A 23,930-nucleotide genomic window follows, 5' to 3' on the forward strand; every position below is an offset into this window, starting at 1 on the left:
TTTTTTGAAGCAGATATGGATCGGCAAAAACCGAATACTGTCCCGATATCCGTCTGCTAGCATGCCGGTGGCATCCATCGCGCACGAATTCGTAACGGGTGGGGACGCAACCCCTCGCTGCCAAATCGGGGCCAACCCCCGATAGCCTAGCGCGCAACTGCGTGCTAGACCTCCGCCCATGTCGGAAGCCCAGATCAACGCCACCCTTGCCGCCCGCAACATCCTGACCCGTCTGCACGACGTTATGGCCGCACGATCCAATGCGCAGGCCAAGCTCAACCAGGTGGTGGACATCATCGGCGATTCGCTCAACAGCGAGGTGTGCTCGATCTATCTGCTGCGCGAAGGCGTGCTCGAGCTGTTCGCCACCCGCGGTCTCAACCAGGAGGCGGTCCATGTCACCAAGCTGGCCCTGGGGCAGGGGCTTACGGGCACGATCGCCAAGAATGTCGAGACGCTCAACCTTGCCGAGGCCACCGCGCACCCGGACTTCCAGTATCGCCCCGAAACCGGCGAGGAAAAGTTCCACAGCTTTGCCGGGGTTCCCATCGTCCGCATGGAACGCGCGATCGGGGTGTTGTGCATCCAGCATGTCGAACCGCGCCGCTATCTCGAGGTCGAGATCGAGGCGATGCAGACGGTGGCGATGGTGTTGTCCGAGCTGATCGCCAATGCCGAGATGGTCGACGAACACGGCACCTTTGACGGGCAGGCCGAGCTCACCCATTCGCAACACGAGATCGGCTTTCCGCTGGTCGCGGGTCTTGCCAGCGGCAAGGCGGTATTCCACCAGCCGCGCATCACCATCGAGCATGTGGTCGCCGAGGACGTCGAGGCCGAGCGCCAGCGGGTCTATTCGGCCTTCATCAAGATGCGCGAGCAGATCGACAAGATGTCGAGCCAGGCGGAATTCGGCACCGGTGGCGAGCACGACGAGGTACTCGAGACTTACAAGATGTTCGCTTATGACGAAGGCTGGTCGCGCAGGATCAACGAGGCGATCGACAGCGGCCTGACTGCGGAAGCGGCGATCGAGCGCGTCCAGCAGCGCACCCGGATGCGGATGAGGCAGATCGACGATCCGCTGCTCGCCGACCGGATGCACGATCTTGAGGACCTCTCCAACCGGCTTCTGCGCATCGTCTCGGGCCAGATCGGCACCGCAGCGCAGATGGGATTGCGCCAGGACACCATCCTCATCGCGCGCAACCTGGGCCCGGCCGAACTGCTCGAATACGACCGGCGGCGGCTCAAGGGGGTGATCCTTGAGGAAGGATCGCTCACCGCGCATGTGACGATCGTGGCGCGCGCAATGGGCATTCCGGTGATGGGGCGGATGCGCAACATCCGCCACCAGGTGCGCCAGGACGACCACCTGCTGATCGACACCAACGAGAATTCGGTGCTCATCCGCCCCGCGCCGCAGGTGATCGAGGCGTTCGAGCAGAAGTTCCTGCGCAGTCGCGAGAAGATGGCGGCCTATGCCGCGCTGCGCGATGTCGAGCCTGTGAGCAAGGACGGTACGCGAATCGGGGTGCTGATCAACGCAGGCCTGCGCGACGACATTGCGCATCTTTCGGTTTCGGGCGCCGATGGCGTCGGGCTGTTCCGGACAGAATTCCAGTTTCTCGTCTCCGCGACATTGCCGCAGCGCGAGCGGCAGCTGCGCCTGTACCGCGACGTTCTCGATGCGGCAGGCGAAAAGCCGGTGATCTTCCGCACGCTCGACATCGGCGGCGACAAGTCGCTGCCTTATCTGCGCGAGGACGGGCCGGGCGAGGAGAACCCCGCGATGGGCTGGCGCGCGCTGCGGCTGGCGCTGGAGCGCGACGGGCTGCTCAAGGTGCAGGCGCGCGCGCTGATCGAGGCGGCTGCAGGGCGCACGCTCAACGTCATGTTCCCGATGGTGGCAGAGCCTTGGGAGTTTGATGCCGCGCGGCAGGTATTCGAAGACCAGCTCGCGTTCCTGAAGGCGCGCAAGAAGATGTTGCCCGAGCGCATCCGCTACGGCGCGATGCTCGAGGTGCCTGCGCTTGCCGAAACGCTTGATATCCTTGGACCAAAGCTCGATTTCCTGTCGATCGGCACCAACGATCTCACCCAGTTCCTGCTGGCAGCTGACCGCGCTCACCCCAAATTGGCGCAGCGCTACGACTGGATCTCGGCCTCGATCCTGCGCTTCCTGCGCCGGGTGGTCCGCGACGTTGCACCCTATAACATCGACGTCACAGTATGCGGCGAAATGGGCGGGCGGCAGCTCGAGGCGCTGGCGCTGCTCGGCATCGGCATGCGGCGGCTGTCGATCACGCCCGCTGCCGTCGGGCCGATCAAGGCCATGGTGCGCTCGCTCGACATCGCGGCGGCCAGCGCCAAGATGGAAGAGCTGCTGAGCCATCCGCCTGCCGACATGCGCGGCGAACTGCTCGCCTGGGCGCAGGCACAAGGGGTCGAGCTGGCGTGACCCGCAAAGGTTTGCAATACTCCGTCAAGAGGCAGTTCAGTTACATCTGTTTGCATAGATAAACCCGCTGGAATCGCCCAAAAACGTTGACTTTGGCGGCCATTCGGTGTTTCTGCTGGGCAGGGGCAATACTACAACCGGGTAAACCCGGGTCGGGAGCGCGCACGTGGCCAAGACGCCAGAGGAAGCACAAGGCGAACCATCAGCAGATGGTGCGGAGACGGGAAGTTTGTTCCCGCCCGCCCATGCCGGAGAACGTCTGCGCGACGCGCGTGTGGCACACAAGATGACGCTCGACGACGTCGCCTCGCGCACCCGCATTCCCGTTCGTCATCTTGAATCGATCGAGGCGGGCCAATTCGCCGGGCTGCCCGGACGCACTTATGCGATTGGCTTCGGCCGCGCCTATGCCCGCGCTGTTGATCTTCCCGAAGAAGAGATTGCACAGTCGATCCGCGAAGCTCTGGGCAGTTCGTCCGCCGGGCCGTCGCGCGAAGCGACCCAGTTCGATCTCGACGAGCCCAGCAAGGTTCCATCGGCGCGGATCGCGTGGCTGGCCGCTGCGGTGGGCGCGGTCATCCTGATTGCCGGGTTCGGCATCTGGCGGACTTATTTCTTCCCGGGCGCCAATGTCGAGGAACTTGCGCAGGCAGCCGATGCCGAGGCAGGCAGCGTGCGCGCCCCGGCAGCCGGTGCTGCCGCCAATCGCAAGCCCGCCGCTGCCGCCGCCGCCGTCGATCCCAAGGCCGAAGTCGTGTTCACCGCGACCGAGGACAATATCTGGATCAAGTTCTACGATGGCGAAGGCAAGCAGCTTATGCAGAAGCAGATGGCGCTGGGTGAGCAGTACACCGTGCCCGCAGATGCCGTGGCCCCGCAGGTTTGGACCGGACGTCCCGACGCGTTCGAGATCACCGTGGGCGGTCGCACCGTGGCGCCGCTGGGCACATCGGAGGTTGCGGTCAAGGATGTTCCCGTAACCGCCACCGCTCTGCTGGCGCGTCCCGCAGAGCCTGCGCAGCAATCAACCGAGGCCAGCACCGGCACCGATCAGGCGGGATGAACCCCGCCACCGCTGGTCAACTCAGGTTCAGCGACGTCATGACATCAATTTTGTGATCGCCCGGCTTTGACGAAAGCGGTGGGCACCGTATAGATTCGCCTGCGAACACTTTTTGAGCTGGAGCCTGACATGTCCACCCGCCGTTTTTCCCTGCTCTGCGCAAGCCCCCTCAGCCGGTCCGGTCGGCTGATCGCCGGCAGCCTGATCGCTGCGCTGATGGCATCGGCCAGCCCCGCAGCCGCGCAGGCAGCGTCGATCGAGCCGCGCGTCAAGAAGCTGGAGACCGAAATGCGCGCGGTGCAGCGCAAGGTTTTCCCGGGCGGATCGGACCGTTTCTTCGAGCCGGAAATTTCTGCGCCTGCGACCGCGCCCAGCACCACCGGCACCAGCGCCAGCGCGCCGATCACCGATCTGCTGCAGCGGGTCGACACGCTGGAAAACCAGATCACCCGGCTCACCGCGCAGACCGAGGAGAACGGATTCAAGCTTGGCCAGCTAGAAAAGCGGCTGGCGCAGCTTGAGGACAAGGCCGCGCAGGCCGCGGCTGCGGCTGTCGCCCCGGTTGCCGGCACCACGGGCACCATGGGGGCAGGAACCGGCGCAGCACCTGCGCGCGTCACGCCTGCCGCGCCGACGACCGCTGCCGGGGCTGCCGCCGCCGCACCCAGCGCAGAGCGCGTCGCTGCGGTCTCGCGGATCGAAAAGCCCGAGACCACCGATGCGGGCGAGGATGCCTATCTGTACGGCTATCGGTTGTGGGAGGCCAAGTTCCTTCCCGAGGCGCAGGCGCAGCTGCGCTTCGCCTTGGACAAGCACCCCAAGCACAAGCGCACCAGCTATACCCGCAACCTGCTGGGTCGCGCCTATCTCGACGACGGCAAGCCCAGCGCCGCAGCCAAGATGTTCGCCGAGAATTACGAGAAGGAGCCCAAGGGTGATCGCGCGCCCGAAAGCCTGTATTTCCTTGGGGAATCGCTGATCAAGCTCAACGAAAAGCCCAAGGCGTGCATCGCCTTTGCGGAACTTGCCGAGGTTTATCCCGAAGTTGCCGCCGGGCGGCTATCGGACCGGTTGGCCTCCGGGCGCCGCAATGCCGGATGCAAATAACGATCCCCTGACGCAGGTTGCAGGCGCGCTTGCGGCGCTGACCGGGGGGCGTGATGCCGCGCTGCTGCTGGCGGTGTCCGGTGGTCCCGACAGCATGGCCATGCTCGACATGGTCCGGCGCGGCTGGGCAGGCCCCGTATCGGCTGCCACGGTCGATCACCGACTGCGCCCCGAAAGCGCCGGCGAGGCCGCGATGGTGGCGGACTATTGCGCCAGCATCGCCGTGCCGCATGTCACGCTCTGCCCCGATGCGCCGATCACCGGCAACCTCCAGTCGGCGGCGCGGACCACCCGCTATCGTCTGTTGGCGCAAGCGGCGGCGCGGGCTGGCGCGGAGTTCATCGTGACAGCGCATCATGCCGACGATCAGCTCGAGACGATGCTGATGCGGCTGGCGCGGGGCAGCGGGGTCGACGGGCTGGCTGCGGTGCGCGCGAAAAACGGCCAGGTGATCCGCCCGATCCTCTGCCTGCGAAAGGCCGAACTGGAGCGATATTGCGCCGATCAGGCCATCCCGTTCGTGCGCGATCCCAGTAACGCCAGCCCGGATTTCGATCGGGTGCGGATGCGCGCAGCGCTGGGGCAGTTCGATGTCGTCGACCCCTTGCAGGCGGTGCGTTCGGCTGCGGCGCTCGCCGATGTGTCCGATGCGCTGGACTGGATGGTCGATTCCGAAGCCGCACAGGTGCTGCATACCGGGCCCGGCGGTGCATCGCTGATCCGGCACGATTATCCTGCAGCACTGCTCAGGCGGCTCGTCCAGCGTTGCCTCGAGGCGGTACAGCCGGGGATCGCGCCGCGCGGCGAGGCGCTGGGACGGCTGATCGATACGCTGAACGCAGGCGGGCAGGGAATGATCGGCGATGTGCTGTGTCGAGGCGGTGCCACCTGGCATTTTGCCCGGGCTCCTGCGCGGCGTGGAGCGGGCGGCGAGGGGATGGCGACCGAATAAAGCTTTCCTACGCCAAATGGCAGGCGGATTATATTGTCATTCAGGATTAGTGGCCTATCTTGAACATAGTTTACGTCCGCAAAGGCTATGTGATGAACGACGATCAGGATCCCAACACCAACCAGAACGGCTGGATGAAGAACATGCTCATCTGGGCGGGTGTCATCATCGGCCTGCTGGTGGTCGTATCGCTCATCGATACCCGCGGCAGCGCGGATCGCGGAAGCTCGATCAGCTATTCCACCTTCCGCGACCGAGTGTCCGACGGCCAGGTCAAGAGCGTGACCATCTCGCCCGATCGTGTCACCGGCACCTATGTCAATGACGAGCAGTTCTCCGCGGTCCGCGTCGAGAACGACCCGTCGCTGATCCCGCTGCTGGAAGAAAAAGGCATTGATTACAGCGGCAAGGCTGAAGAGCAGCCTAGCTTGCTGATGTACATTCTGCTGCAGTCGCTGCCGTTCATCCTGATCATCACCATCGCCTTCTTCGTGCTCCGTCAGGTGCAGAAGGGCGGCGGCGCGAGCGGGGCGATGGGCTTTGGCAAGTCCAAGGCCAAGCTGCTCACCGAAAAGTCGGGCAAGGTGACCTTCCAGGACGTCGCTGGAATCGACGAAGCGCGCGAAGAGCTGCAGGAGATCGTGGAGTTCCTGCGTGATCCCAGCAAGTTTGCGCGACTCGGCGGCCAGATCCCCAAGGGCGCGCTGCTGGTCGGCTCGCCCGGTACCGGCAAGACGCTGCTCGCCCGTGCGATCGCAGGCGAAGCCGGCGTGCCGTTCTTCACCATCTCGGGCTCGGACTTCGTCGAAATGTTCGTCGGCGTCGGTGCCAGCCGCGTGCGCGACATGTTCGAGCAGGCCAAGAAGAATGCGCCGTGCATCGTCTTCATCGACGAAATCGATGCGGTCGGCCGTCATCGCGGTAGCGGTCTTGGCAACTCCAATGACGAACGCGAGCAGACGCTGAACCAGCTGCTGGTCGAAATGGACGGCTTCGAAGCCAATGAAGGCATCATCATCATCGCGGCGACCAACCGTCCCGATGTGCTCGACCCCGCGCTGCTGCGTCCGGGCCGCTTCGATCGCCAGGTCGTGGTGCCGGTCCCCGATATCGAGGGCCGCGAAAAGATCCTGCAGGTGCACATGAAGAAGGTGCCGCTGGCGCCCGACGTCAATGCGCGCACGATCGCGCGCGGCACGCCCGGTTTCTCGGGTGCAGACCTTGCCAACCTCGTCAACGAGGCCGCCCTGCTGGCTGCACGCCGTGGCAAGCGTCTGGTCGCGATGAGCGAGTTCGAGGCTGCAAAGGACAAGGTCATGATGGGCGCCGAGCGCAAATCGATGGTCATGACCGAGGACGAGAAGCGGATGACCGCCTATCACGAGGCTGGCCATGCCATCGTTGCGGTGCACGAAGAGGCTTCGGATCCGATCCACAAGGCGACGATTATCCCGCGCGGCCGTGCGCTGGGCATGGTGATGCGTCTGCCCGAACGCGACGTGTACAGCTATCACCGCGACAAGATGTATGCGAACCTCGCCGTGTCGATGGGTGGCCGCGTCGCCGAGGAAGTGATCTTCGGCTATGACAAGGTGTCTTCCGGCGCCAGCGGCGACATCCAGTATGCGACCAAGCTGGCGCGCGACATGGTCACCAAATGGGGCATGTCCGACGAGCTCGGCCCGCTGCAGTACGAGGAGCAGTCTGAAGGCTATCTGGGCTATGGCCAAAGCCAGCGGATGATGATGTCGGACGATACCGCGCGCAAGATCGATGCGGAAATCCGCAAGATCGTCGATCAAGGGTACGACCGCGCCAAGGCGGTGCTATCCGAGCATGTCGACCAGCTGCACACGCTGGCCCAGGCACTGCTCGAGTTCGAGACGCTCAGTGGCGACGAGATCCAGGAGATCATCGCCACTGGCAAGCTCGATCGGCCTGATGGCAAGTCGATCAAGCCCGACGTCGCTCCCGGCATCGGTGCGGTCATCCCGCGCGCAGGCAAGCGCAAGGGTCCGTTCCACGATCCCAAGCCGCAGGGTGCCTGAGCCCACCGTTCATCCGTGATCGGCATTGCAATACTCGCTCCGGCGCTGCTGGCCACACAGGCCGCAGCGCCGGTTGCCGTTCCGGCCCCGCCCGAGACGGTCGCGGAGTTCCTGGCGCAGGCAGACGCGCTGCTGGCAGCCGGAAACGACGCGGCGGCCACATCACCGCAGGCCGATGCCATCCGCAGCGCGCTGCAGCAGGCTGCGATGGCCTATCGCGCCAGCCTGGCCGAGGCCGTCCAGCGCGGCGCGCCGCCTGCCAGCTGCCCACCGCCGCCAGGGCAGGCGCAGCTCTCGCTGGGGGACATCACCGAACTGTTCCGGGCATTTCCGGACGCCAACCGGCCCATGCCGGTCACCACCGCGTTTGCTCTGGTGATGACCCTGCGGTTTCCCTGCCCGACACCGCCGTAATGAGGTCATCGACGGTTCATCTTGGTGTGTTATAGGCGCGGCACAGTTGGGTGGAGGTAGTTGAAGATGAAATGGGCGATCCGGTCGGCGGTGCTGGCCTCAGTGGCATTCCTGTCGGTCGGGGCGACATCCGAGATGACTGCCGGGCAATTCCTGGCTGCGATGAACAAGGCGGAAAGCCTTGGACCTGCGGCGCTGATGTCGTCCGATGTCCGCGCGCTGCGCGCCGAGAGCGAGCGCGTGCTGACGCTCTACCGCTCCGATGTCGCAAAGCAGGCGAAGGCCGGTGGACCGCGCCACAGCTGCCCACCGCCCAAGGGCCAGGGCAAGATGAAGGGCGAGGAGCTCAAGACCTACCTCACCGGCCTGCCTGCGGCGAAGAAGAAGCAGCCCTTCCGCACCGCGCTGTATGATTTCATGAAGCAGAAATACCCCTGCAAATAAGGGCGGTTGGCCAGTTCTGATCGTCATTCCCGCGAACGCGGCATCCCGCTTTTCTCAAAGTCGGCGCAAAAGCGGGACCCCCGCCTCCGCGGGGGTGACGAAGAGGGCAGGGTATCCAGCCCACCGTTTTCAGGCACACGAAAAAGGCCGCGGCCCCATGGGGAGCGCGGCCTTTTCGATAGCTTGCAGCGCGAAGGATCAGCCTTCGAAATCGCTGCCCATGTTGCTGGTGCGCGCGGGCGCCGATGCGGTGAGGCGCAGCGCCTCTGCCGACAGGCTGAGCGAACCGATCTCGTCGGGCATGTCGTCGTCATCGACCTGCACCTTCTGAAGCGAGACGATCAGGCCTTCCTTGAGCTCTTCGGGGAACACGGTTTCGTCCGCGATCTCGCGCAGCGCCACGACCGGGTTCTTGTCGCGATCGCGATCAATGGTCAGCTCGGCACCGCCGCTGATCTCGCGTGCACGCTGGGCAGCGAGCAGAACGAGATCGAACCGGTTGGTGACCTTGTCGATGCAATCTTCAACGGTAACGCGCGCCATGAACGGGCTCCAGACTCTGTCAGAATATCAGGGAAAGGCGGGCCTTAGTCGCTGACCCGCGCAAAGTCAACGATTGCCGTGTTCGGCGGCGCTTTCGTCTTGTGCCTTCCAGCCCCAGAACAGGTGGCAGGGAAGCACGTTGAGCAGCTCGTAACCGCGATCGATCCGCTCGAAATAGGGGCGGAGCAGCTGGGTGGTGAAGGTGTTGAACTGATAGATCAGAAATGCACCGCCTGGCCGCAATGCGCGATGTGTGGCTTGCGCGATATCGTCGGCGACGGTTCCGGGAAGCGTCGAGAGCGGCAGGCCGGAAAGAACAAAATCGGCATGGGCAAAGCCGTGGCTGGCGATGATGTCTTCGACATCCGCAGCCGATCCGTGCACCGCGACAAAACGGCTGTCGGGGATGGTCTTGCGCAGATAGCGGATGAAATCGGGGTTGGTATCGATCGCGATATAGGTGGCATTGCGTGGCAGCTTTTCGAGCACCGGGCGGCAAAAGGTGCCGACGCCCGGACCATATTCGACAAACAGTTGCACGTCTTTCCAGGGGACCGGCGCCAGCATCTTGCGGATGGTGCGGTCGGACGAGGGGACGATCGATCCGACCATCACCGGGTGCTTGAGAAACCCTTTGAAAAACACTCCCCAGGCCCCGAAAAGCCGCTCGGCGCGCGCCTTGATCCGCTGCCGCAGGGGCAGCTGGGCCAGGTCGTTGGATTGCATGAAGAACCTCTCAGAATATCTGTCAACAGTCTGTCACAATTGCAGATTGGGCCGGGCAAAGCAATCATGTGCGTCCGCAGGCCATCGCAACACTTTGCAACACAGGTGGCAGCGCGTAGAGCATTTGCCATGCACGCGTCCACAGATTCCCGCATCCATGCCAATGGCAGTATTGCCGTGATCTTCGCGGCGCAGCGCAGCGGGCGCGATGCAGAGGGGTATGCGGCGATGGCAGAGGCCATGGACGCACTGGCTGCGCAGCAGCCGGGCTATCTGGGAATGGACCATGGCGGGGGGGCGGACGGTTTCGGCATCACGGTCAGCTACTGGGCGGATGACGCCAGCGCCCGCGCATGGCGCGACAACCGCGAGCACCGCGCCGCGCGCGAGGCGGGGCGGGACCGCTGGTACGCGCATTACACCCTGCACGTCGCGCGGATCGAGAGAGGCTATGCCTGGCCATGAGTGACATGCCCGCCCAGCACGAGGGCCCGCTTTCCGGACAGAAACTGCCGACCGACCGCATGGCGTTACTGTTCATGGTGATGCTGGTGACGGCAGCGGGCAACACCGCGATGCAATCGGTGATGCCCGCGATCGGGACCCGGCTGGGGGTCGCGGATGTCTGGGTCAGCTTGGCGTACAGCTGGTCGGCGCTGCTGTGGATGGTCTTTGCGCCCCGCTGGGCACGGCTGTCCGACCGGCGCGGGCGCAAGGCTCTGATGAACCTTGGCCTGGTGGGCTTCATCTCGTCATTCGCGCTGTGCGGGCTGACGCTGATCGTGGGGCTCAACGGCTATCTTTCGGGCGCGTGGACGATGCTGATCTTCGCGATGTTCCGCAGCCTGTACGGCGGGCTGGGCTCCGCCGCACCGCCCGCAGTGCAGGCCTATGTCGCCGCACGCACCAGCCGGCAAGAGCGCACCCAGTCGCTGTCGATGATCTCCTCCTCCTTTGGCCTCGGCACCGTGATCGGCCCCGCGCTGGCGCCGCTGATCATCCTGCCGTTCCTGGGCCTGCCCAGTCCGTTCTTCGTGTTCGCAGCCTTCGGCCTGCTGGTGCTGGTGACGCTCAAGCTGCGGCTTCCCGACGACACGCCGAGCTATGCCGCACGCGGCCGTCTGGTGTCCGAACCGATGAGCACCAGCGCCGCCGGGGAAGTGTATGATGCCGATGAGCATGACGAGGCTCCTCCTGCACCGGTCGATCCCACGCAGCAGCGCTTGTCGTGGAAGGACGCGCGGTTGCGGCCGTGGCTGATCACCGGGCTGGTTGGCGGCCATGCCAATGCGATGATTCTGGGGCTGGTCGGCTTCATGCTGCTTGATCGGCTGGACCTGCGCGCCACGCCCGAGCTTGCCGCCGGGCCCACCGGGCTGGTGCTGATGGCGGGGGCCTTTGCCACGTTGCTCGCGCAATGGGGGCTGATCCCCTATTTGAAGATGGGGCCGCGCAATTCGACCCTGTGGGGGATGGCGCTGGCCGCGACCGGGTGCACACTGGTCGCGTTTTCGTACAGCATCAACGCGATCGCGCTGGGCTTTGCGATCGCCTCGCTCGGCTTCGGGCTGTTCCGCCCGGGCTTTACCGCCGGTGCCTCGCTGGCGGTGACTCGCGCCGAACAGGGCCAGGTCGCCGGGATCGTGGCCTCGGTCAATGGTGCGGCCTATATCGTTGCGCCGGCCATCGGCGTCTGGCTGTACAACATCGCGCCGCTCGAATCCTTCGCGATCATCATCGCATTGTGCGTGTTCCTGCTGGCCTGGGGACGCAAGGCGCTGCAGCGCGACGAGATGCTGGTCCGCTAAAGCCCGCGCCATATGCGCAGGCGCGTGTCGCCGCGCGGCTGGCGCACATAGGCCGGGCAGGCGCGCGGACGATAGCCCGGCGCCAGACAGATGCGCACCTCCTGCAGCCATCCGCGGCCATTGCTCTTGATTGCGATGGCATCGGGCTTCATCCCAGGATTGCGCCGGGCGATCTCCTGCTTGAGCATGCCGTGGGTCAGCGGCCTGCGCGACAGGCGCTCCATGTCTGGGAGCTGTATTGCGCGGTAAACCCTTGTCGCAGTTTGGAAATAGGACTGCGGGTCGCGCGCCATGCAGCTGCCGTGCTTGTCCCATTGGTGCGCGATCAGCCGCCGGGACGGCATGGAGCACAAGGTGCTGCGGACGACCGACGCTGGCACCTGGACAGGCGTGCGCGCGCAATATTGCGGAAAGGCGGAGGTCTTCCCCTCGGGCCACAGCCCGTGCAGCACGAAACCGAACTCGCCGTGGTTGCGGCTGCACTGCAGCGCTTCACCCGGGCGATCTTCGCGCCCCTTGCAATATTCGGGCGACCAGCTGAGCGCCAGGGTATAGCCTGTGATGGGCGTGACACGGCGGACATCTTCGGGTCCGCGCCGTGGTGGTGTGACCGGGGCAAGCCGCTCCGGCATTCGGCACTGATAGGCCTGTGCGCTTGCCGGAACGGGCTGCATCGCACCCCACAGCCCCGGAAGGAGAAGCGCGGCCAGCCAGCGCATTCAGACCGCCGTGAAGTCCAGCCCCACATCGGCAGCAGGGGCCGACTGGGTGAGGCGCCCGACCGAGACGTAATCGACCCCGGTTTCGGCAATCGCGCGGATCGTCTCCAGCGTGACGCCGCCTGATGCCTCGCAAGGGACGCGTCCGCCGACCAGCGTCACCGCGCCGCGCAGCGTGGCAGGCGACATGTTGTCGAGCAGCAGATGCGTGGCGCCGGCGGCCAGGGCAGGCTCGATCTGTTCGACATGATCGACCTCGACGATGATCTGCGCGATCCCCGCCACCACCGCGCGGCGGACAGCCTCGCCGATATCGCCGGCCACCGCGACATGGTTGTCCTTGATCATCGCGGCATCCCACAATCCCATGCGGTGGTTCTGCGCGCCGCCCTGACGGGTCGCGTATTTCTCCAGCAGCCTGAGGCCCGGAATGGTCTTGCGCGTATCGAGCAGCACCGCGCCGGTGCCCGCCATCGCATCGACATAGGTGCGCGTCAGGCTGGCTATTCCGCTGAGATGCTGGACGGTGTTGAGCGCCGAGCGCTCCGCGGTCAGCAGTGCGCGCGCCTTGCCCGAGACATGCAGGATATCGGTGCCGCCGGAGACCTGCGCGCCTTCCTCGACCAGCAGGCGGACCTCGCAATCGGGGTCCAGTGCCCGGAAAAAGGCCTCGGCGACCGGGAGCCCTGCGACCACCATTGCATGGCGCGCATCCATCACGCCGGTAAAGCGTGCGTCTGCGGGGATGACGCTTTGCGAGGTGACGTCGATCCCGTCCGGGCCCAGATCTTCGGCCAGCGTGCAGGCCACGAACCGGTCCAGGTCAAAGCCGTCGATCGCAAACGCCATAGCCATTCATCCCCCGCCGGATGGCGCGACGCGCGCATCCGGTGCCAAGCCGCAGATCCGTTCAGTCGGCGATGCGGTGCTCGCCCTTGACCCAGCGCACGGTGCCGCTGGAAGAGCGCATCACCACGGTTTCGGTGGTCATCACGCCATCGCGGCGACGCTTGACGCCTTCAAGCAGCGAACCGTCGGTCACGCCGGTGGCGGCAAAGATGCAGTCGCCCTTGGCAAGATCGGTGAGGTCATAGATCGCATTCAGATCCTCGATGCCCCATTTGCGCGCGCGCGCACGTTCGTCGTCGTTGCGGAACAGCAGACGGCCCTTGAACTGGCCGCCGACACAGCGCAGCGCGGCTGCCGCCAGAACGCCCTCGGGCGCGCCGCCCGATCCCATGTACAGGTCGATCGTGGTGTCGGGATTGGTCGTCGCGATCACGCCTGCGACATCGCCATCGGGGATCAGCATGATGCCGCAGCCCAAGCCGCGCAGTTCCTCGATCATCTCGGCATGGCGCGGGCGGTCGAGCACGCACACGATGATGTCGCCGGGCTTCACACCCTTGGCGGCGGCCACCGCCTGCACGTTCTCGGTCGGGGACTTGTTGAGATCGATAACGCCGTCGGGATAGCCGGGGCCCACCGCGATCTTGTCCATGTAGACGTCGGGCGCGTTGAGCAGGCAGCCGTTTTCGGCGATCGCCAGGACCGCAAGCGCATTGGGTCCCGCCTTGGCGGTGATGGTAGTGCCTTCGAGCGGATCGAGCGCGATGTCGATGCGCGGCGCGCCTGCATTGCCCAGGCCCACCTTCTCGCCGATGTACAGCATCGGGGCCTCGTCGCGCTCGCCTTCGCCGATCACCACGGTGCCGTCGATATCCAGTCCGTTCAGCGCGGCGCGCATCGCTTCCACGGCGGCGGCGTCAGCGGCCTTCTCATCGCCCCGGCCGATCAGCTTGGATGCAGCGATCGCGGCGGCTTCGGTCACGCGGACCATTTCGAGCACCAGGACGCGGTCAAGCTGCGGGGTTTCTGCAGGCGGCGTTGCTTTCAGGCTTGCGCTGGACATGGCAGGCGGGTCATCCTTCTAATGTGGGGCACCAGTTCCGCTTTCAGGCCGGGTGCATTGCGCCCGGTCCATAAGGGAGCATTATTGCATTGTCGAGAATGCTGTTTGCGGCGGCCGTGTTGGCCCTTTCCGCGTTTTTTGCTCCGCCCGCAAGCGCTCAGGACGCCCAGGATGACACGCGGCTGCCCGAGCCCGAACAGCGCGAATCCGACCGGGTTGACGCAAAGGTCAAGCAGATGATTCGCAAGGCCGATGAATGGACCGGCAAGGAAGAGCGCGCCAAGCGCTGCCAGCCAAGCGCCGCGGGCAAGGATATCGTGGTGTGCGGCGAGACCGATCCCAGCGCGAAGTTCCGCGTTCCGCCCGATACCGAGGGGCGGCTTGCCACCGGTGGTCCCCCGCCCGCGCCCGACGTTGCGGGCGATGGCATCTTCAAGGGCAAGGCGACCTTCAGCAATCTGTGCGTGGTGCCGCCATGCCCGCCGCCGCCCGCCTATCTGATCGATTTTTCCAAGCTGCCCGAGGTGGACGAGGAATATCTCAAGAAAGCGCGCGAGGCAGAGGCTGCCGAACGCCGCCGCGAACAGGCGGCAAGCAGCGGCGGGCCGCAATGATGGCCGCCATTCCGGTGATCGAGACCGAGCGGCTGCGATTGCGCGCGCCGGTGATGGCGGATTTCGATGCCTATGCGGCGATGTGGGCCGACCAGCGGGTGACAGCCTATATCGGCGGCAATCCGCGCACCCGCAATGAAAGCTGGGCCCGGTTCATCGGCATGCATGGGCTGTGGGCCCTGTGCGGCTATGGCTATTGGCTGTTTGCCGACCGGCGCACCGACGCATTGATGGGGGTAGGGGGCCTTGCCAGCTTCGAACGCGGTCTGCCCGATATCGATGGCGTGCCCGAGGCCGGCTGGGCGATGGCACCCGACGCCTGGGGCAGGGGGCTCGCGACAGAGGCGATGGCCGCCGTTCTGGACTGGAGCGATACGGTGCTGAAGGCGCCGATCGTGCGCTGCATCATCGATCCCGGGCACACGGCGTCGGAAAAGGTCGCCGCGAAACTGGGGTTCGTGCTCTTCGGCAGGGGTGATCTGGACGGCCACCCGGTGAATATCCACGGCCGCCCTGGGCGTTTGCCCTGACGATTACCTGAGGTTGGGCTGTCAGTGCTTCTTGCCCGGAAGTGCCTTCAAGGCCAGTGCGATGATGCTGCCAAGGATAAAGCCGACGATACCAGCGCCCACAGCGCCAACAAGCCATTCGACCAGCCCGCCGATCGCAGGGACAGCCGCGCCGGCTGCCACCGCGATATCGTGGATCAGGTGCTCGGGACCTGCAAAACCGAACACCGCCAGCCCGTGGATGATGATCTGACCGCCGACCCAGATCATCGCTGCTGTCCCGATGATCGCCAGCGCCGACATCACGATCGGCATCGCCTTGACCAGCCCCCGGCCAAAGCCCTGCAGCGCGGCCGAAGGCTTTTGCGCCAGATGCAGGCCGAAATCGTCCATCTTCACGATCAGCGCCACCGCGCCATAGACCGCAGCGGTAATCACCAGTCCGACCAGCGCCAGCACGGCTGCCTGGATGGCGATCGGGCGGCTGGCGACTTCTGACAACGCAATCGCCATGATCTCGGCCGAAAGGATCAGGTCAGTGCGCACCGCGCCGCTGACCCGCTCGTTCTCGAGCGCGAACATGTCCTGAACCTGGCTGACATCCTCGGCGATATCCTGATGGTGGCCAAGCTTGTGGATCACCTTTTCGGCGCCCTCGAAGCACAAATACAGCCCGCCCAGCATCAGGATCGGCGTGATCGCCCAAGGCAGGAATGCGCTGAGCAGCAGCCCGATGGGCAGCAGGATGATGAACTTGTTGAACAGCGAACCCTTGGCGATCCGCCAGATGACGGGAAGCTCGCGCTCGGGCTTGAAATCGGTGACATATTGCGGGGTAACCGCAGCGTCATCCACCACAACCCCGGCCGCCTTTGCGCCGGCCTTGGCCGAGGCTGCGCCGACATCGTCGAGCGAGACCGCCGCCAGCCGCGTCAGCGCTGCGACATCGTCCAAAAGTGCAGCAAGGCCTGAGGGCATGGGGTCAGTCTCCCAGAATGTGGATAACGAGCGGAGCAGCGTGCAAGCTGGGGGAACCGTTGAGCGCGGAAATGGTTGCCGCCACCGCGCTTTCGGGGCCTTCGTGCGTTACCATGGCGACCAGCACGCTGCCATCGGGGCTGCGGCCCTTCTGGATCAGGCTCTCGATCGAGACTCCGGCGTCGCGCATCGCGGCGGTGATCTCGGCCAGAACGCCCGGGCGGTCGGCAACCTCGAAGCGCAGATAGCATTTGCCGATGCGGTGACCGGTTTCGGCGCGCTGCACCTGCTCGAGTTCGCGCACCGGCATCGAGAAAGCCGGGCCGATCTCGCCGCGCGCGATGTCGATGAGGTCCGCAACCACGGCGCTGGCGGTCGGGCCATCGCCCGCGCCTGCGCCCTGGAACAGCAGCCTCCCTGAGAAATTGCCCTCTGCCACCACCGCGTTGGTCGATCCGTCGACATGCGCCAGTGGATGGTTCATCGGCACCAGATAGGGGTGGACCCGCTGGAACAGCCGCGCGTCGCCGTTGCTGCCGTCGAGTTCGGCCATGCCGATCAGGCGGATGCGATAGCCCAGCGCATCGGCCTGCGCGATATCGGCGGAGAGCACCTTGCGGATGCCGCTGCGTTCGATGCCCTCAAAGTCGAGCTGCGTTCCGAAGGCGAGCGCGGCGAGGATCGACAGCTTGTGCGCGGCATCAACGCCATCGATGTCGAAGCTGGGGTCGGCTTCGGCGAAGCCGCGTGCCTGCGCTTCGGCAAGCACTTCGGCAAAGTCCTGGCCGGTCTTTTCCATCGCCGACAGGATGAAATTGCAGGTGCCGTTGAGGATGCCATAGACCCGCTCAAGCCGGTTGGCCGCAGCGCCCTCGCGCAGCCCCTTGATGACGGGGATGCCGCCTGCCACCGCAGCTTCATATTTAAAAGCGAGACCGGCAGTCTCGGCACGCTGCGCAAGATCGAGTCCGTGGTGCGCGACCATCGCCTTGTTGGCGGTGACGAACGCCTTGCCGCCGGCGATGCTTTCCTTCGCCAGCGTCAGCGCGGGGCCGTCTGCGCCGCCGATCAGCTCGACCACCACGTCGATATCGGGGCGGCTGGCGAATTCGCCCATGTCATCGACCCATTCATAGGGCGACAGATCGACGCCGCGATCCTTGGAGCGGTCGCGTGCGGTGATCGCGGCGACGCGAATCGGCTTGCCCGCGCGCCGCGCGATCAGCGCCGCATTTTCCTCCAGCAGCCGGATCACGCCCGCGCCCACGGTACCCAGCCCGACCAGCGCGATGTTCAGCGTTTCACCCATCAGACGTCCTTCAGCGTTAATTCATCCGCTTGGCTCTTAGCGTCTGCCGCGTCAAAGGGAAGAGGGCAAGCCGGGTTGTTGCTTGGCCAAACCCTGCCTATAGGCGCTGCGATAATCGGGGCGCGCGAAAGGTCTGCATCATGTCATCGCCAACTGTTCTCATCCTCGCGGGCAAGCGTGATGGCAAGCTCGACCCGCTGGCCGAAGCCGCGGGCGTCACCCACAAGTGCAACGTGCCGATCCAGGGCAAGCCGCTGCTGCAATGGGTGCTCGAGGGCGTGAAGGATGGATGGGCCGATGCGCCGATCTGGGTCTCTATCCACGATCCCGAAGTGATTGCCGATGTGCCCGGCGTTGCCGAGCTGACCCGGGCGGCCCGGTTGCACATGAGCGTGTCGCGCGACGGCATCGTTGAGAGCATCGAGGCTGTCATTGAGCAGGCCAATAAGCAGGGAACCAATCCGTTCCCGATGCTGATCACCACCGGTGACAACGTGCTGGTCACCGCAGAGGAGATCCGGGCCATCCACGATTTCGGAATGCGCGAAGGGGCAGGGGCGGTGATCGCGATCGCCGAAAAGGCCTCGATCCTCGCCGAACACCCCGAGGCGCAGCGGCGGTTCTACGAGTTCAAGGACATGGCGATCTCCAACTGCAACGCCTACTGGCTGCGCGATGCGGCCTCGTTCCGCGCGGCAGAGGCGTTTCGCGGTGGCGGCCAGTTCATCAAGACCAAGGGCCGGATCGCGCAGGCCTTCGGCATCCTCAACCTCATCCGGTTCCGGCTGGGCTGGTCGACGGTCGATGGCGCGATGGCGGCGATCTCGCGCCGGTTCAAGGTCAAGGTCCGCGCGTTCCTGCTGACCGAAGGCGCCTATGCGGTCGATGTCGACAACGAGCGTACCTACAAGATCGCCGAGATGCTGCTCGCCAAGCGCAAGCCTTCATAGAGCACGCCCTTCTAGAGCACGCCAGATCCGCCGTCATTCCCGCGAACGCGGGAATCCCGCTTGTTCTGCAACCTCGGCGCAGCAGCGGGACCCCCGCGTTCGCGGGGGTGACGATGACGTTACAGAGTATTGAGTGTCAGTCCTTGCCCGCGCGGAGCGAATTGCCTGCCCGCTCTCCGCGCAGCGACTGCCACCAGCTCATCGGGTTCCAGTTGGTGCTGCCGTCGAGCGAGAAGGTGACGATCTCCGCCCGGCCGCCGATATTCTCCAGCGGCACCGCGCCGCCCAGGCCGAGTTCTTCCAGGCTCGCGCGGCTGTCGGCGCTGCGGTCGCGGTTGTCGCCCATCAGGAAGACATGGCCCGCAGGCACCTTGTAGGGGCCGTAATTGTCGAGCGGATAGTCGGGGCCGAGATCGATGGTGTTGTACGAAACGCCATTGGGAAGCGTCTCGCGGATGATCGGCAGCTCGCAATAATATTTGCCGTCGGCGCCGCGCATCTTGAGCATCGGGAAATCGCTGGCGTTGCACGGCGAGTTCAGATCGACCGGCAGCAGCATGTTGGGCTGCACCGCGCGCACCACTTCTTCGCCGTTGAGGATCACTCGGCCCGAGCGCACCTCGATCGTGTCGCCGGGGCGGCCGATCACGCGCTTGATATAGTCGGCGTTGCCGCCCGGGGGCGTGGCGATGACGATGTCGCCATATTCGGGCGTCGATCCCATGATCCGCCCCTTCATCGGCGGCAGCAGGTGGAACGACACCGACACCCAGGACCAGCCATAGGGGTATTTGCTCACCACCAGCCGGTCGCCGACCAGCAGGTTGGGCATCATCGACATGGTCGGGATGTAGAAGGGCTTGGCGACCAGCGAATGGAACGCCAGCACCGCGAGCAGCAGCAGGAACAGCCCGCGCACCTCGTCGAACCAGTTGATCGGCTTGTGCTCGTCTTCGGCGAGCGGACGGCGAACGGTGTCAGCGTTGATCGCAGCGTCGGAAGCTTCGGGTGCCATGCGGGTGTCTTTCGGGTCCGGACCGGGCGGGGGAGTATCAGTCAATGGGCCGCGCCTCGATGATCACGAATGCCTGCGCCCATGGATGATCATCGGTGAGCGTCAGATGAATGAAAGCGCTATGGCCTGCGGGAATCATGCTGTCCAGCCGCGCTTTCGCACCCCCGGTCAGTTTCAGCGTCGGTGCGCCCGACGGGGCATTGACGACGCCGATGTCCTTCATGAACACGCCCGCCTTGAACCCGGTTCCAACAGCCTTGGAAAAAGCCTCCTTGGCGGCAAAGCGCTTGGCGAGCGTTCCCGCCTTGGTAAACGGGCGGCGGGCGGCCTTGGCCTGTTCGGTTTCAGTAAACACGCGCTGCTCGAACCGCACGCCGAACCGGTCGAGCGACTTTTGGATTCGCTCGATATTGCAAAGGTCAGAGCCGAGGCCGATGATCATAGTGTTGCTCCTCCCCCCTTGCGGGGGAGGATGAAGTTGGCCTGGCAGCTTGCTGCCTGGCAACTCCTGGAGAGGGGGGCGGATGCATGGCGCAGTTGCCCTCTCCCGCCGCGACTAGGCAGCAAGCTGCCAAGTCTCGCGCCCTCTCCCGTAAAGGGAGAGGGGTGGGATACGACCGTCTGCATCATTGCAAGAATCACCGCGCTTCATCCATCAGCTGCCGCATCCGGCGAATGCTGGCCTCCAGCCCGTCGAAGATTGCCTCGCCGATCAGGTAATGGCCGATGTTGAGCTCGGCGAGCTGGGGAATCGCCGCAATGGGCTGGACATTATCGAAGGTCAGGCCGTGCCCCGCATGCGGTTCGATGCCGTTCTTGGTGGCGAGCGCCGCGGCATCGGCGATGCGCTTGAGCTCGGTCTCGATCCCGTCGCGGTCCTCGTCCAGCCACAGATGTGCGTAGCGCCCGGTGTGCAGTTCGACCACCGGTGCGCCCAGCCGCATCGCGGCGTCGATCTGCCGCGCCTCCGGCTCGATGAACAGGCTGACGCGGATTCCCGCATCGGCAAGGCGCCCGACGATGGGCGCGAGCGTGTTGTGCATGCCAGCGGCATCCAGCCCGCCCTCGGTGGTGCGCTCCTCGCGCTTTTCGGGAACGATGCACGCAGCGTGTGGACGGTGGCGCAGCGCGATCTCGAGCATTTCCTCGGTCGCGGCCATCTCCAGATTGATCGGCAGGGTCGACCCCGCCATGATCGTGTCGAGATCGCTGTCGCGGATGTGCCGCCGGTCCTCGCGCAGGTGGACGGTAATGCCATCGCCGCCCGCCGCCTGGACGATCCGCACCGCGCGCATCGGATCGGGATGATCCCCGCCGCGCGCGTTGCGGATGGTGGCGACGTGGTCGATGTTGACGCCTAGGCGCAGGTGCTGTGTCATTGAGGTGCTCCGGTTGCGCACAAGGCCGCGCGCATCACGTCATGGGTTATGCCGGCCTGCTGCCAGATTTCGCCAAAGGCAGCCTCGGCCTCGGCGCGGTTCGATGTCATGATGATCACCACGTCCAGATCGGGCAGGATGATATTGCGCAGCACCACGCCGCCAATGAAGCCGCGCCGCTCGACAATGCGCACCGGCGTATCCCCGCAATCCTTCAACGGTACGCTGAACGACCATTGGCCGAGCGCGGCAAAGCCATATTCGGGCTTGCCGTCCCACATCTGCGCGCGCTCGGCTTCGGGGATCAGCTTGCCGGTCATCAGCGCGCGATCAAAGGCCAACAGGTCACGCGTCGTACCATAGAGCGCGCCTGCGCCGCCGAAATTCTCGAGCCGGAACGCCGTTGTCTCGGGCTTGCCCTCGGCATATCCTGGCACCGTCGGTTCGGTTAGCGGGAACACGCCCACGCTGGCAAGGCCCAGAGGCTGTGCGATGCGTTCGGCGATCAGCGTGTCATAGGACTTGCCGCTGGTGGCCTCGATCACGGCGGCCATCATGATGAAATCGCAGTCTCCGTAGAAGAACTCGGACACCGGTTTGCGGTTGGTCGGCCCTTCGCACCACGTCCGCCCGGTTTCGGGGCTGCCGCGATCGACCATGTAGAAGGTCGACCAGCCGTCCCTGCCGATCGGCCCCTCTTCGGTGCGCGGCAGGCCGGAAATGTGCTGCATCAGCATCCGCGAGGTGATGGTGCCTGCAAACGGAGCCTTGCTGTCGGGCAGGTAGTTGAGGATCGGTGCGTCAAGGTCGAGCCTGCCGGCGGCCACCTCCTGCATCGCGAGGGTGGCGGTTACCTGCTTGGATACGGAGGCCCAGCGCCAGGTCTGGCCCAATGAGTGTTCGGCCTTGGATGCCGGGTCGACAAGGCCGAATGCGCGCTCGAATACGATCGCGTCTCCGCGGGCGATCAGCACGGTGCCGGGGGCCGTGGTGGCATCGAGCGCGGCTGCCACGGCAGCCTCGTCAATGGCAGGCGGCGGTGCGCCAGCGCCCAGCAGCAGCGCTGCGAGCGGAGCGAACAGCCAGCGGATCATGCCGCTTCTGGTTCCTTGCGGCTTCCCGGTTTGACGCCGGGAGTCGCAGCGAGCTCAGGGGGCAGGGCGTCTTCGGCGAAAGTCGGGAAGTTGAGCGAGATCAGCGGGAAGAACGGAACGCCCAGCGACACCTCGCCAGCGGTGCGGTCGACCAGCGCGCCGGCAGCTATCACATTGCCGCCCGCTGCGTTCACCGCTGCGATCGCTTCGCGCGAAGACAGTCCTGTGGTGACGACATCTTCCATCAGCAGCACCTTCTGGCCCGGCTTGATCGCAAAGCCGCGACGCAGCTCGAAGGTGCCGGTGGGGCGCTCGACGAACATCGCCTCGACGCCCAGCGCGCGGCCCATCTCATGGCCGATGATGAGGCCGCCCATCGCGGGCGAGATGACGAGGTCGATCTGGCTGCGGACATCGCGCGGCATGCGGGCGGCGAGCGCGCTGGCGAGGCGCGAGGCGCGCATCGGGTCCATCAGCACACGGGCGCATTGCAGATAATGCGCGCTGTGCAGCCCCGAGGAGAGGATGAAATGCCCTTCGAGCAGTGCCTGACTCGCCCGAAACTCAGCCAGAATTTCTTCGTCCTGCATTGTATTTAGCCTTTTACGTAGCGTCTCGGCACCCCCCGGAGGGGGGCTTGGGGATGGGTGCAAAAAATATCCCTAGATTGGCTTGAGACTGGCGGCAAGCCTGCGTATAGGCACGATCAGCTATGACGCAAACACGGCAGTGATCCGGCACTACGGGACGTGGACGGATGCCCTGCCCATACAGGGACATTCTACGAATGGCGTTCGCATCTTGGACGAAATCTATCGGTTTCGCAGCCCTTGTTCTCGTAACCGCGCCGCTGGCGCTGGCACAGACGCCGCCGGCTCCGCCGGTCGCTGCTCCCGCCCCCAGCACGCAGGTTGCACCTGAAGCCGCAGCGCCTGCCGCTGCTGCTCCCGCCGCCACCGCCGAAGCCGCTCCGGCAGATGCCGCTGCTGCAGGGGCGCTCGATTCGAGCTACACCCCGATGGCGCCGACCCCGGGCAAGGGCATGCCGGTCGACAAGGGCATCGACTTCCAGGACCAGTATTCCGAGCTTGGTGAATATGCCTATTGGCTCGACACCATCGTCCTGCTGCCTATCATCGTGGCGATCTCGCTGCTGGTGCTCGGCCTGCTGATGTGGATCGTCCTCCGCTATCGCGCCGCCGCCAACCCGGTCGCATCGCGCGTCACGCACAATACCACCATCGAAGTTATCTGGACTTTGGTTCCGGTGCTGATCCTGGTGGGTGTTGCGGTCCCGTCGATCGACCTGCTCGCCAAGCAGTACAAGCCTGCGCCGGCTTCGGCCGTGACCGTCAAGGTGACCGGCTATCAGTGGTACTGGGGCTACAGCTATCCCGACAACGGCGATTTTGAAGTCGTCTCGAACATGCTGACCGAAGAGGCCGCCATCAAGAGTGGCGAACCATACCAGCTGGCCGTCGACAACCGCATGGTCGTCCCCGCCGGTGAGCCGATCCGTATCATCACCACCGCTTCGGACGTGATCCACAGCTTCTCGGTGCCTTCACTCTGGTTCAAGATGGACGCCGTCCCGGGCCGTTCGAACGAGAAGATGCTCGTGATCAAGGAGCCCGGCGTCTATTACGGCCAGTGCTCCGAACTGTGTGGCGCACGCCACGGTTTCATGCCGATCGCGGTCGAGGCGCTGCCTCGCGCCAAGTTCGACGCTTGGGTCCGCTCGCAGGGCGGCACCGTCAAGGGCGATGAAGTCGCCGCCGCCGCAACTCCCGCCGCTGCACCTGCAGCCGCGACCACCACTCCCGCAGCAGAAGGCGCAGGCACTGCCGCCGCCGCTCCTGCAGCCGCTCAGTAAGGACAGGGCAAG

At 65.1% G+C, this 23,930-nt stretch carries 25 protein-coding genes; 13 read left to right on the top strand and 12 right to left on the bottom strand.

Annotated features, from left to right (window positions below; genetic code table 11):
- Positions 1–178 precede the first annotated feature (178 nt).
- The 7 genes from ptsP to BSY18_RS03405 all read left to right on the top strand — a co-directional run bounded on the left by ptsP (position 179) and on the right by BSY18_RS03405 (position 8,489).
- On the top strand, positions 179–2,461 hold the full coding sequence (gene ptsP / locus BSY18_RS03375) for a phosphoenolpyruvate--protein phosphotransferase (RefSeq protein ID WP_054136145.1): 2,283 nt from the start codon (positions 179–181) through the stop codon (positions 2,459–2,461).
- 166 nt (positions 2,462–2,627) lie between these two features.
- Positions 2,628–3,524, top strand: coding sequence for a helix-turn-helix domain-containing protein (locus BSY18_RS03380; RefSeq protein WP_150126194.1), 897 nt, complete (start codon positions 2,628–2,630; stop codon positions 3,522–3,524).
- A gap of 129 nt (positions 3,525–3,653) precedes the next feature.
- Positions 3,654–4,631: a tetratricopeptide repeat protein gene (locus BSY18_RS03385; RefSeq protein ID WP_069049654.1), complete on the top strand. Its 978-nt coding sequence runs from the start codon at positions 3,654–3,656 to the stop codon at positions 4,629–4,631.
- A complete protein-coding gene (tilS, locus tag BSY18_RS03390) occupies positions 4,615–5,583 on the top strand; it encodes a tRNA lysidine(34) synthetase TilS (RefSeq protein WP_069049655.1) in 969 nt (322 codons plus the stop codon). Before BSY18_RS03385 ends, tilS begins: the two co-directional genes overlap by 17 nt.
- Positions 5,584–5,675: 92 nt before the next feature.
- Positions 5,676–7,631, top strand: a complete 1,956-nt coding sequence (gene ftsH, locus BSY18_RS03395) for an ATP-dependent zinc metalloprotease FtsH (protein WP_069049656.1) — start codon at positions 5,676–5,678, stop codon at positions 7,629–7,631.
- A gap of 15 nt (positions 7,632–7,646) precedes the next feature.
- A complete protein-coding gene (locus BSY18_RS03400) occupies positions 7,647–8,045 on the top strand; it encodes a hypothetical protein (protein ID WP_083231289.1) in 399 nt (132 codons plus the stop codon).
- A 66-nt stretch (positions 8,046–8,111) separates the two neighbouring features.
- Positions 8,112–8,489, top strand: a complete 378-nt coding sequence (locus BSY18_RS03405; RefSeq protein ID WP_069049657.1) for a hypothetical protein — start codon at positions 8,112–8,114, stop codon at positions 8,487–8,489.
- A gap of 198 nt (positions 8,490–8,687) precedes the next feature.
- Here the strand turns inward: BSY18_RS03405 and rpoZ are convergent, their stop codons facing one another.
- Both rpoZ and BSY18_RS03415 read right to left on the bottom strand, forming a co-directional pair.
- On the bottom strand, positions 8,688–9,032 hold the full coding sequence (gene rpoZ, locus BSY18_RS03410; RefSeq protein WP_054135982.1) for a DNA-directed RNA polymerase subunit omega: 345 nt from the start codon (positions 9,030–9,032) through the stop codon (positions 8,688–8,690).
- Positions 9,033–9,098: 66 nt separating this feature from the next.
- Positions 9,099–9,758 carry a class I SAM-dependent methyltransferase gene (locus BSY18_RS03415; RefSeq protein ID WP_069049658.1) on the bottom strand — a complete coding sequence of 220 codons (660 nt, stop codon included), beginning with the start codon at positions 9,756–9,758 and terminating at the stop codon, positions 9,099–9,101.
- Positions 9,759–9,887: 129 nt separating this feature from the next.
- Here BSY18_RS03415 and BSY18_RS03420 point away from each other — a divergent pair, with 129 nt between their 5' ends.
- Both BSY18_RS03420 and BSY18_RS03425 read left to right on the top strand, forming a co-directional pair.
- On the top strand, positions 9,888–10,223 hold the full coding sequence (locus BSY18_RS03420) for an antibiotic biosynthesis monooxygenase family protein (RefSeq protein WP_054135984.1): 336 nt from the start codon (positions 9,888–9,890) through the stop codon (positions 10,221–10,223).
- The gene (locus BSY18_RS03425; RefSeq protein WP_054135985.1) at positions 10,220–11,566 is read left to right on the top strand and encodes an MFS transporter; all 1,347 of its coding nucleotides are present in this window, start codon (positions 10,220–10,222) and stop codon (positions 11,564–11,566) included. Before BSY18_RS03420 ends, BSY18_RS03425 begins: the two co-directional genes overlap by 4 nt.
- Here the strand turns inward: BSY18_RS03425 and BSY18_RS03430 are convergent.
- The 3 genes from BSY18_RS03430 to glpX all read right to left on the bottom strand — a co-directional run bounded on the left by BSY18_RS03430 (position 11,563) and on the right by glpX (position 14,197).
- The gene (locus tag BSY18_RS03430; RefSeq protein WP_069049659.1) at positions 11,563–12,285 is read right to left on the bottom strand and encodes a ribonuclease T2 family protein; all 723 of its coding nucleotides are present in this window, start codon (positions 12,283–12,285) and stop codon (positions 11,563–11,565) included. The genes BSY18_RS03425 and BSY18_RS03430 overlap by 4 nt on opposite strands.
- A complete protein-coding gene (gene nadC, locus BSY18_RS03435; protein WP_150126363.1) occupies positions 12,286–13,134 on the bottom strand; it encodes a carboxylating nicotinate-nucleotide diphosphorylase in 849 nt (282 codons plus the stop codon). It abuts the gene before it with no gap.
- A 61-nt stretch (positions 13,135–13,195) separates the two neighbouring features.
- The gene (gene glpX / locus BSY18_RS03440) at positions 13,196–14,197 is read right to left on the bottom strand and encodes a class II fructose-bisphosphatase (protein ID WP_054135988.1); all 1,002 of its coding nucleotides are present in this window, start codon (positions 14,195–14,197) and stop codon (positions 13,196–13,198) included.
- Positions 14,198–14,313: 116 nt separating this feature from the next.
- Between glpX and BSY18_RS03445 the strand changes: the two genes are divergently transcribed.
- Positions 14,314–14,811 carry a hypothetical protein gene (locus BSY18_RS03445; RefSeq protein ID WP_150126195.1) on the top strand — a complete coding sequence of 166 codons (498 nt, stop codon included), beginning with the start codon at positions 14,314–14,316 and terminating at the stop codon, positions 14,809–14,811.
- Positions 14,808–15,341, top strand: a complete 534-nt coding sequence (locus BSY18_RS03450; RefSeq protein ID WP_236823438.1) for a GNAT family N-acetyltransferase — start codon at positions 14,808–14,810, stop codon at positions 15,339–15,341. Before BSY18_RS03445 ends, BSY18_RS03450 begins: the two co-directional genes overlap by 4 nt.
- A gap of 21 nt (positions 15,342–15,362) precedes the next feature.
- Here BSY18_RS03450 and BSY18_RS03455 read toward each other — a convergent pair whose 3' ends face one another.
- Both BSY18_RS03455 and BSY18_RS03460 read right to left on the bottom strand, forming a co-directional pair.
- The gene (locus BSY18_RS03455) at positions 15,363–16,298 is read right to left on the bottom strand and encodes a DUF808 domain-containing protein (protein ID WP_069049661.1); all 936 of its coding nucleotides are present in this window, start codon (positions 16,296–16,298) and stop codon (positions 15,363–15,365) included.
- Positions 16,299–16,302: 4 nt separating this feature from the next.
- A complete protein-coding gene (locus BSY18_RS03460) occupies positions 16,303–17,607 on the bottom strand; it encodes a homoserine dehydrogenase (RefSeq protein ID WP_054135991.1) in 1,305 nt (434 codons plus the stop codon).
- Between the two features lie 140 nt (positions 17,608–17,747).
- Here BSY18_RS03460 and BSY18_RS03465 point away from each other — a divergent pair, with 140 nt between their 5' ends.
- On the top strand, positions 17,748–18,557 hold the full coding sequence (locus BSY18_RS03465; protein WP_069049662.1) for an NTP transferase domain-containing protein: 810 nt from the start codon (positions 17,748–17,750) through the stop codon (positions 18,555–18,557).
- Between the two features lie 136 nt (positions 18,558–18,693).
- Here BSY18_RS03465 and lepB read toward each other — a convergent pair whose 3' ends face one another.
- From lepB to pyrE, 5 genes are all read right to left on the bottom strand, one after another.
- Complete coding sequence (gene lepB / locus BSY18_RS03470) at positions 18,694–19,572, bottom strand: signal peptidase I (protein WP_069049663.1); 879 nt, start codon at positions 19,570–19,572, stop codon at positions 18,694–18,696.
- A 37-nt stretch (positions 19,573–19,609) separates the two neighbouring features.
- On the bottom strand, positions 19,610–20,014 hold the full coding sequence (acpS, locus tag BSY18_RS03475) for a holo-ACP synthase (RefSeq protein WP_054135994.1): 405 nt from the start codon (positions 20,012–20,014) through the stop codon (positions 19,610–19,612).
- 196 nt (positions 20,015–20,210) lie between these two features.
- Positions 20,211–20,951, bottom strand: coding sequence for a pyridoxine 5'-phosphate synthase (locus BSY18_RS03480; RefSeq protein ID WP_054135995.1), 741 nt, complete (start codon positions 20,949–20,951; stop codon positions 20,211–20,213).
- Positions 20,948–22,045 carry a serine hydrolase domain-containing protein gene (locus BSY18_RS03485; protein WP_069049664.1) on the bottom strand — a complete coding sequence of 366 codons (1,098 nt, stop codon included), beginning with the start codon at positions 22,043–22,045 and terminating at the stop codon, positions 20,948–20,950. The genes BSY18_RS03480 and BSY18_RS03485 overlap by 4 nt, the downstream gene beginning before the upstream one ends.
- Positions 22,042–22,635 (bottom strand): orotate phosphoribosyltransferase, encoded by a 594-nt coding sequence (gene pyrE, locus BSY18_RS03490; protein WP_054133215.1) that lies wholly within the window; start codon positions 22,633–22,635, stop codon positions 22,042–22,044. The genes BSY18_RS03485 and pyrE overlap by 4 nt, the downstream gene beginning before the upstream one ends.
- Positions 22,636–22,832: 197 nt before the next feature.
- Between pyrE and coxB the strand changes: the two genes are divergently transcribed.
- Positions 22,833–23,918 (top strand): cytochrome c oxidase subunit II, encoded by a 1,086-nt coding sequence (gene coxB, locus BSY18_RS03495; protein WP_069049665.1) that lies wholly within the window; start codon positions 22,833–22,835, stop codon positions 23,916–23,918.
- Positions 23,919–23,930 lie beyond the last annotated feature (12 nt).

This window comes from Blastomonas sp. RAC04, assembly GCF_001713435.1.
Classification (GTDB): Bacteria; Pseudomonadota; Alphaproteobacteria; order Sphingomonadales; family Sphingomonadaceae; genus Blastomonas; species Blastomonas fulva.

Coding starts and splice junctions, on each gene's coding strand:
- ptsP (WP_054136145.1), top strand. CDS start 179: ATGTCGGAAGCCCAGATCAACGCCACCCTTGCCGCCCGCAACATCCTG.
- BSY18_RS03385 (WP_069049654.1), top strand. CDS start 3,654: ATGTCCACCCGCCGTTTTTCCCTGCTCTGCGCAAGCCCCCTCAGCCGG.
- tilS (WP_069049655.1), top strand. CDS start 4,615: ATGCCGGATGCAAATAACGATCCCCTGACGCAGGTTGCAGGCGCGCTT.
- ftsH (WP_069049656.1), top strand. CDS start 5,676: ATGAACGACGATCAGGATCCCAACACCAACCAGAACGGCTGGATGAAG.
- BSY18_RS03405 (WP_069049657.1), top strand. CDS start 8,112: ATGAAATGGGCGATCCGGTCGGCGGTGCTGGCCTCAGTGGCATTCCTG.
- rpoZ (WP_054135982.1), bottom strand. CDS start 9,032: ATGGCGCGCGTTACCGTTGAAGATTGCATCGACAAGGTCACCAACCGG.
- BSY18_RS03415 (WP_069049658.1), bottom strand. CDS start 9,758: ATGCAATCCAACGACCTGGCCCAGCTGCCCCTGCGGCAGCGGATCAAG.
- BSY18_RS03420 (WP_054135984.1), top strand. CDS start 9,888: ATGCACGCGTCCACAGATTCCCGCATCCATGCCAATGGCAGTATTGCC.
- BSY18_RS03425 (WP_054135985.1), top strand. CDS start 10,220: ATGAGTGACATGCCCGCCCAGCACGAGGGCCCGCTTTCCGGACAGAAA.
- BSY18_RS03430 (WP_069049659.1), bottom strand. CDS start 12,285: ATGCGCTGGCTGGCCGCGCTTCTCCTTCCGGGGCTGTGGGGTGCGATG.
- nadC (WP_150126363.1), bottom strand. CDS start 13,134: ATGGCGTTTGCGATCGACGGCTTTGACCTGGACCGGTTCGTGGCCTGC.
- glpX (WP_054135988.1), bottom strand. CDS start 14,197: ATGTCCAGCGCAAGCCTGAAAGCAACGCCGCCTGCAGAAACCCCGCAG.
- BSY18_RS03450 (WP_236823438.1), top strand. CDS start 14,808: ATGATGGCCGCCATTCCGGTGATCGAGACCGAGCGGCTGCGATTGCGC.
- BSY18_RS03455 (WP_069049661.1), bottom strand. CDS start 16,298: ATGCCCTCAGGCCTTGCTGCACTTTTGGACGATGTCGCAGCGCTGACG.
- BSY18_RS03460 (WP_054135991.1), bottom strand. CDS start 17,607: ATGGGTGAAACGCTGAACATCGCGCTGGTCGGGCTGGGTACCGTGGGC.
- BSY18_RS03465 (WP_069049662.1), top strand. CDS start 17,748: ATGTCATCGCCAACTGTTCTCATCCTCGCGGGCAAGCGTGATGGCAAG.
- lepB (WP_069049663.1), bottom strand. CDS start 19,572: ATGGCACCCGAAGCTTCCGACGCTGCGATCAACGCTGACACCGTTCGC.
- acpS (WP_054135994.1), bottom strand. CDS start 20,014: ATGATCATCGGCCTCGGCTCTGACCTTTGCAATATCGAGCGAATCCAA.
- BSY18_RS03480 (WP_054135995.1), bottom strand. CDS start 20,951: ATGACACAGCACCTGCGCCTAGGCGTCAACATCGACCACGTCGCCACC.
- BSY18_RS03485 (WP_069049664.1), bottom strand. CDS start 22,045: ATGATCCGCTGGCTGTTCGCTCCGCTCGCAGCGCTGCTGCTGGGCGCT.
- pyrE (WP_054133215.1), bottom strand. CDS start 22,635: ATGCAGGACGAAGAAATTCTGGCTGAGTTTCGGGCGAGTCAGGCACTG.
- coxB (WP_069049665.1), top strand. CDS start 22,833: ATGGCGTTCGCATCTTGGACGAAATCTATCGGTTTCGCAGCCCTTGTT.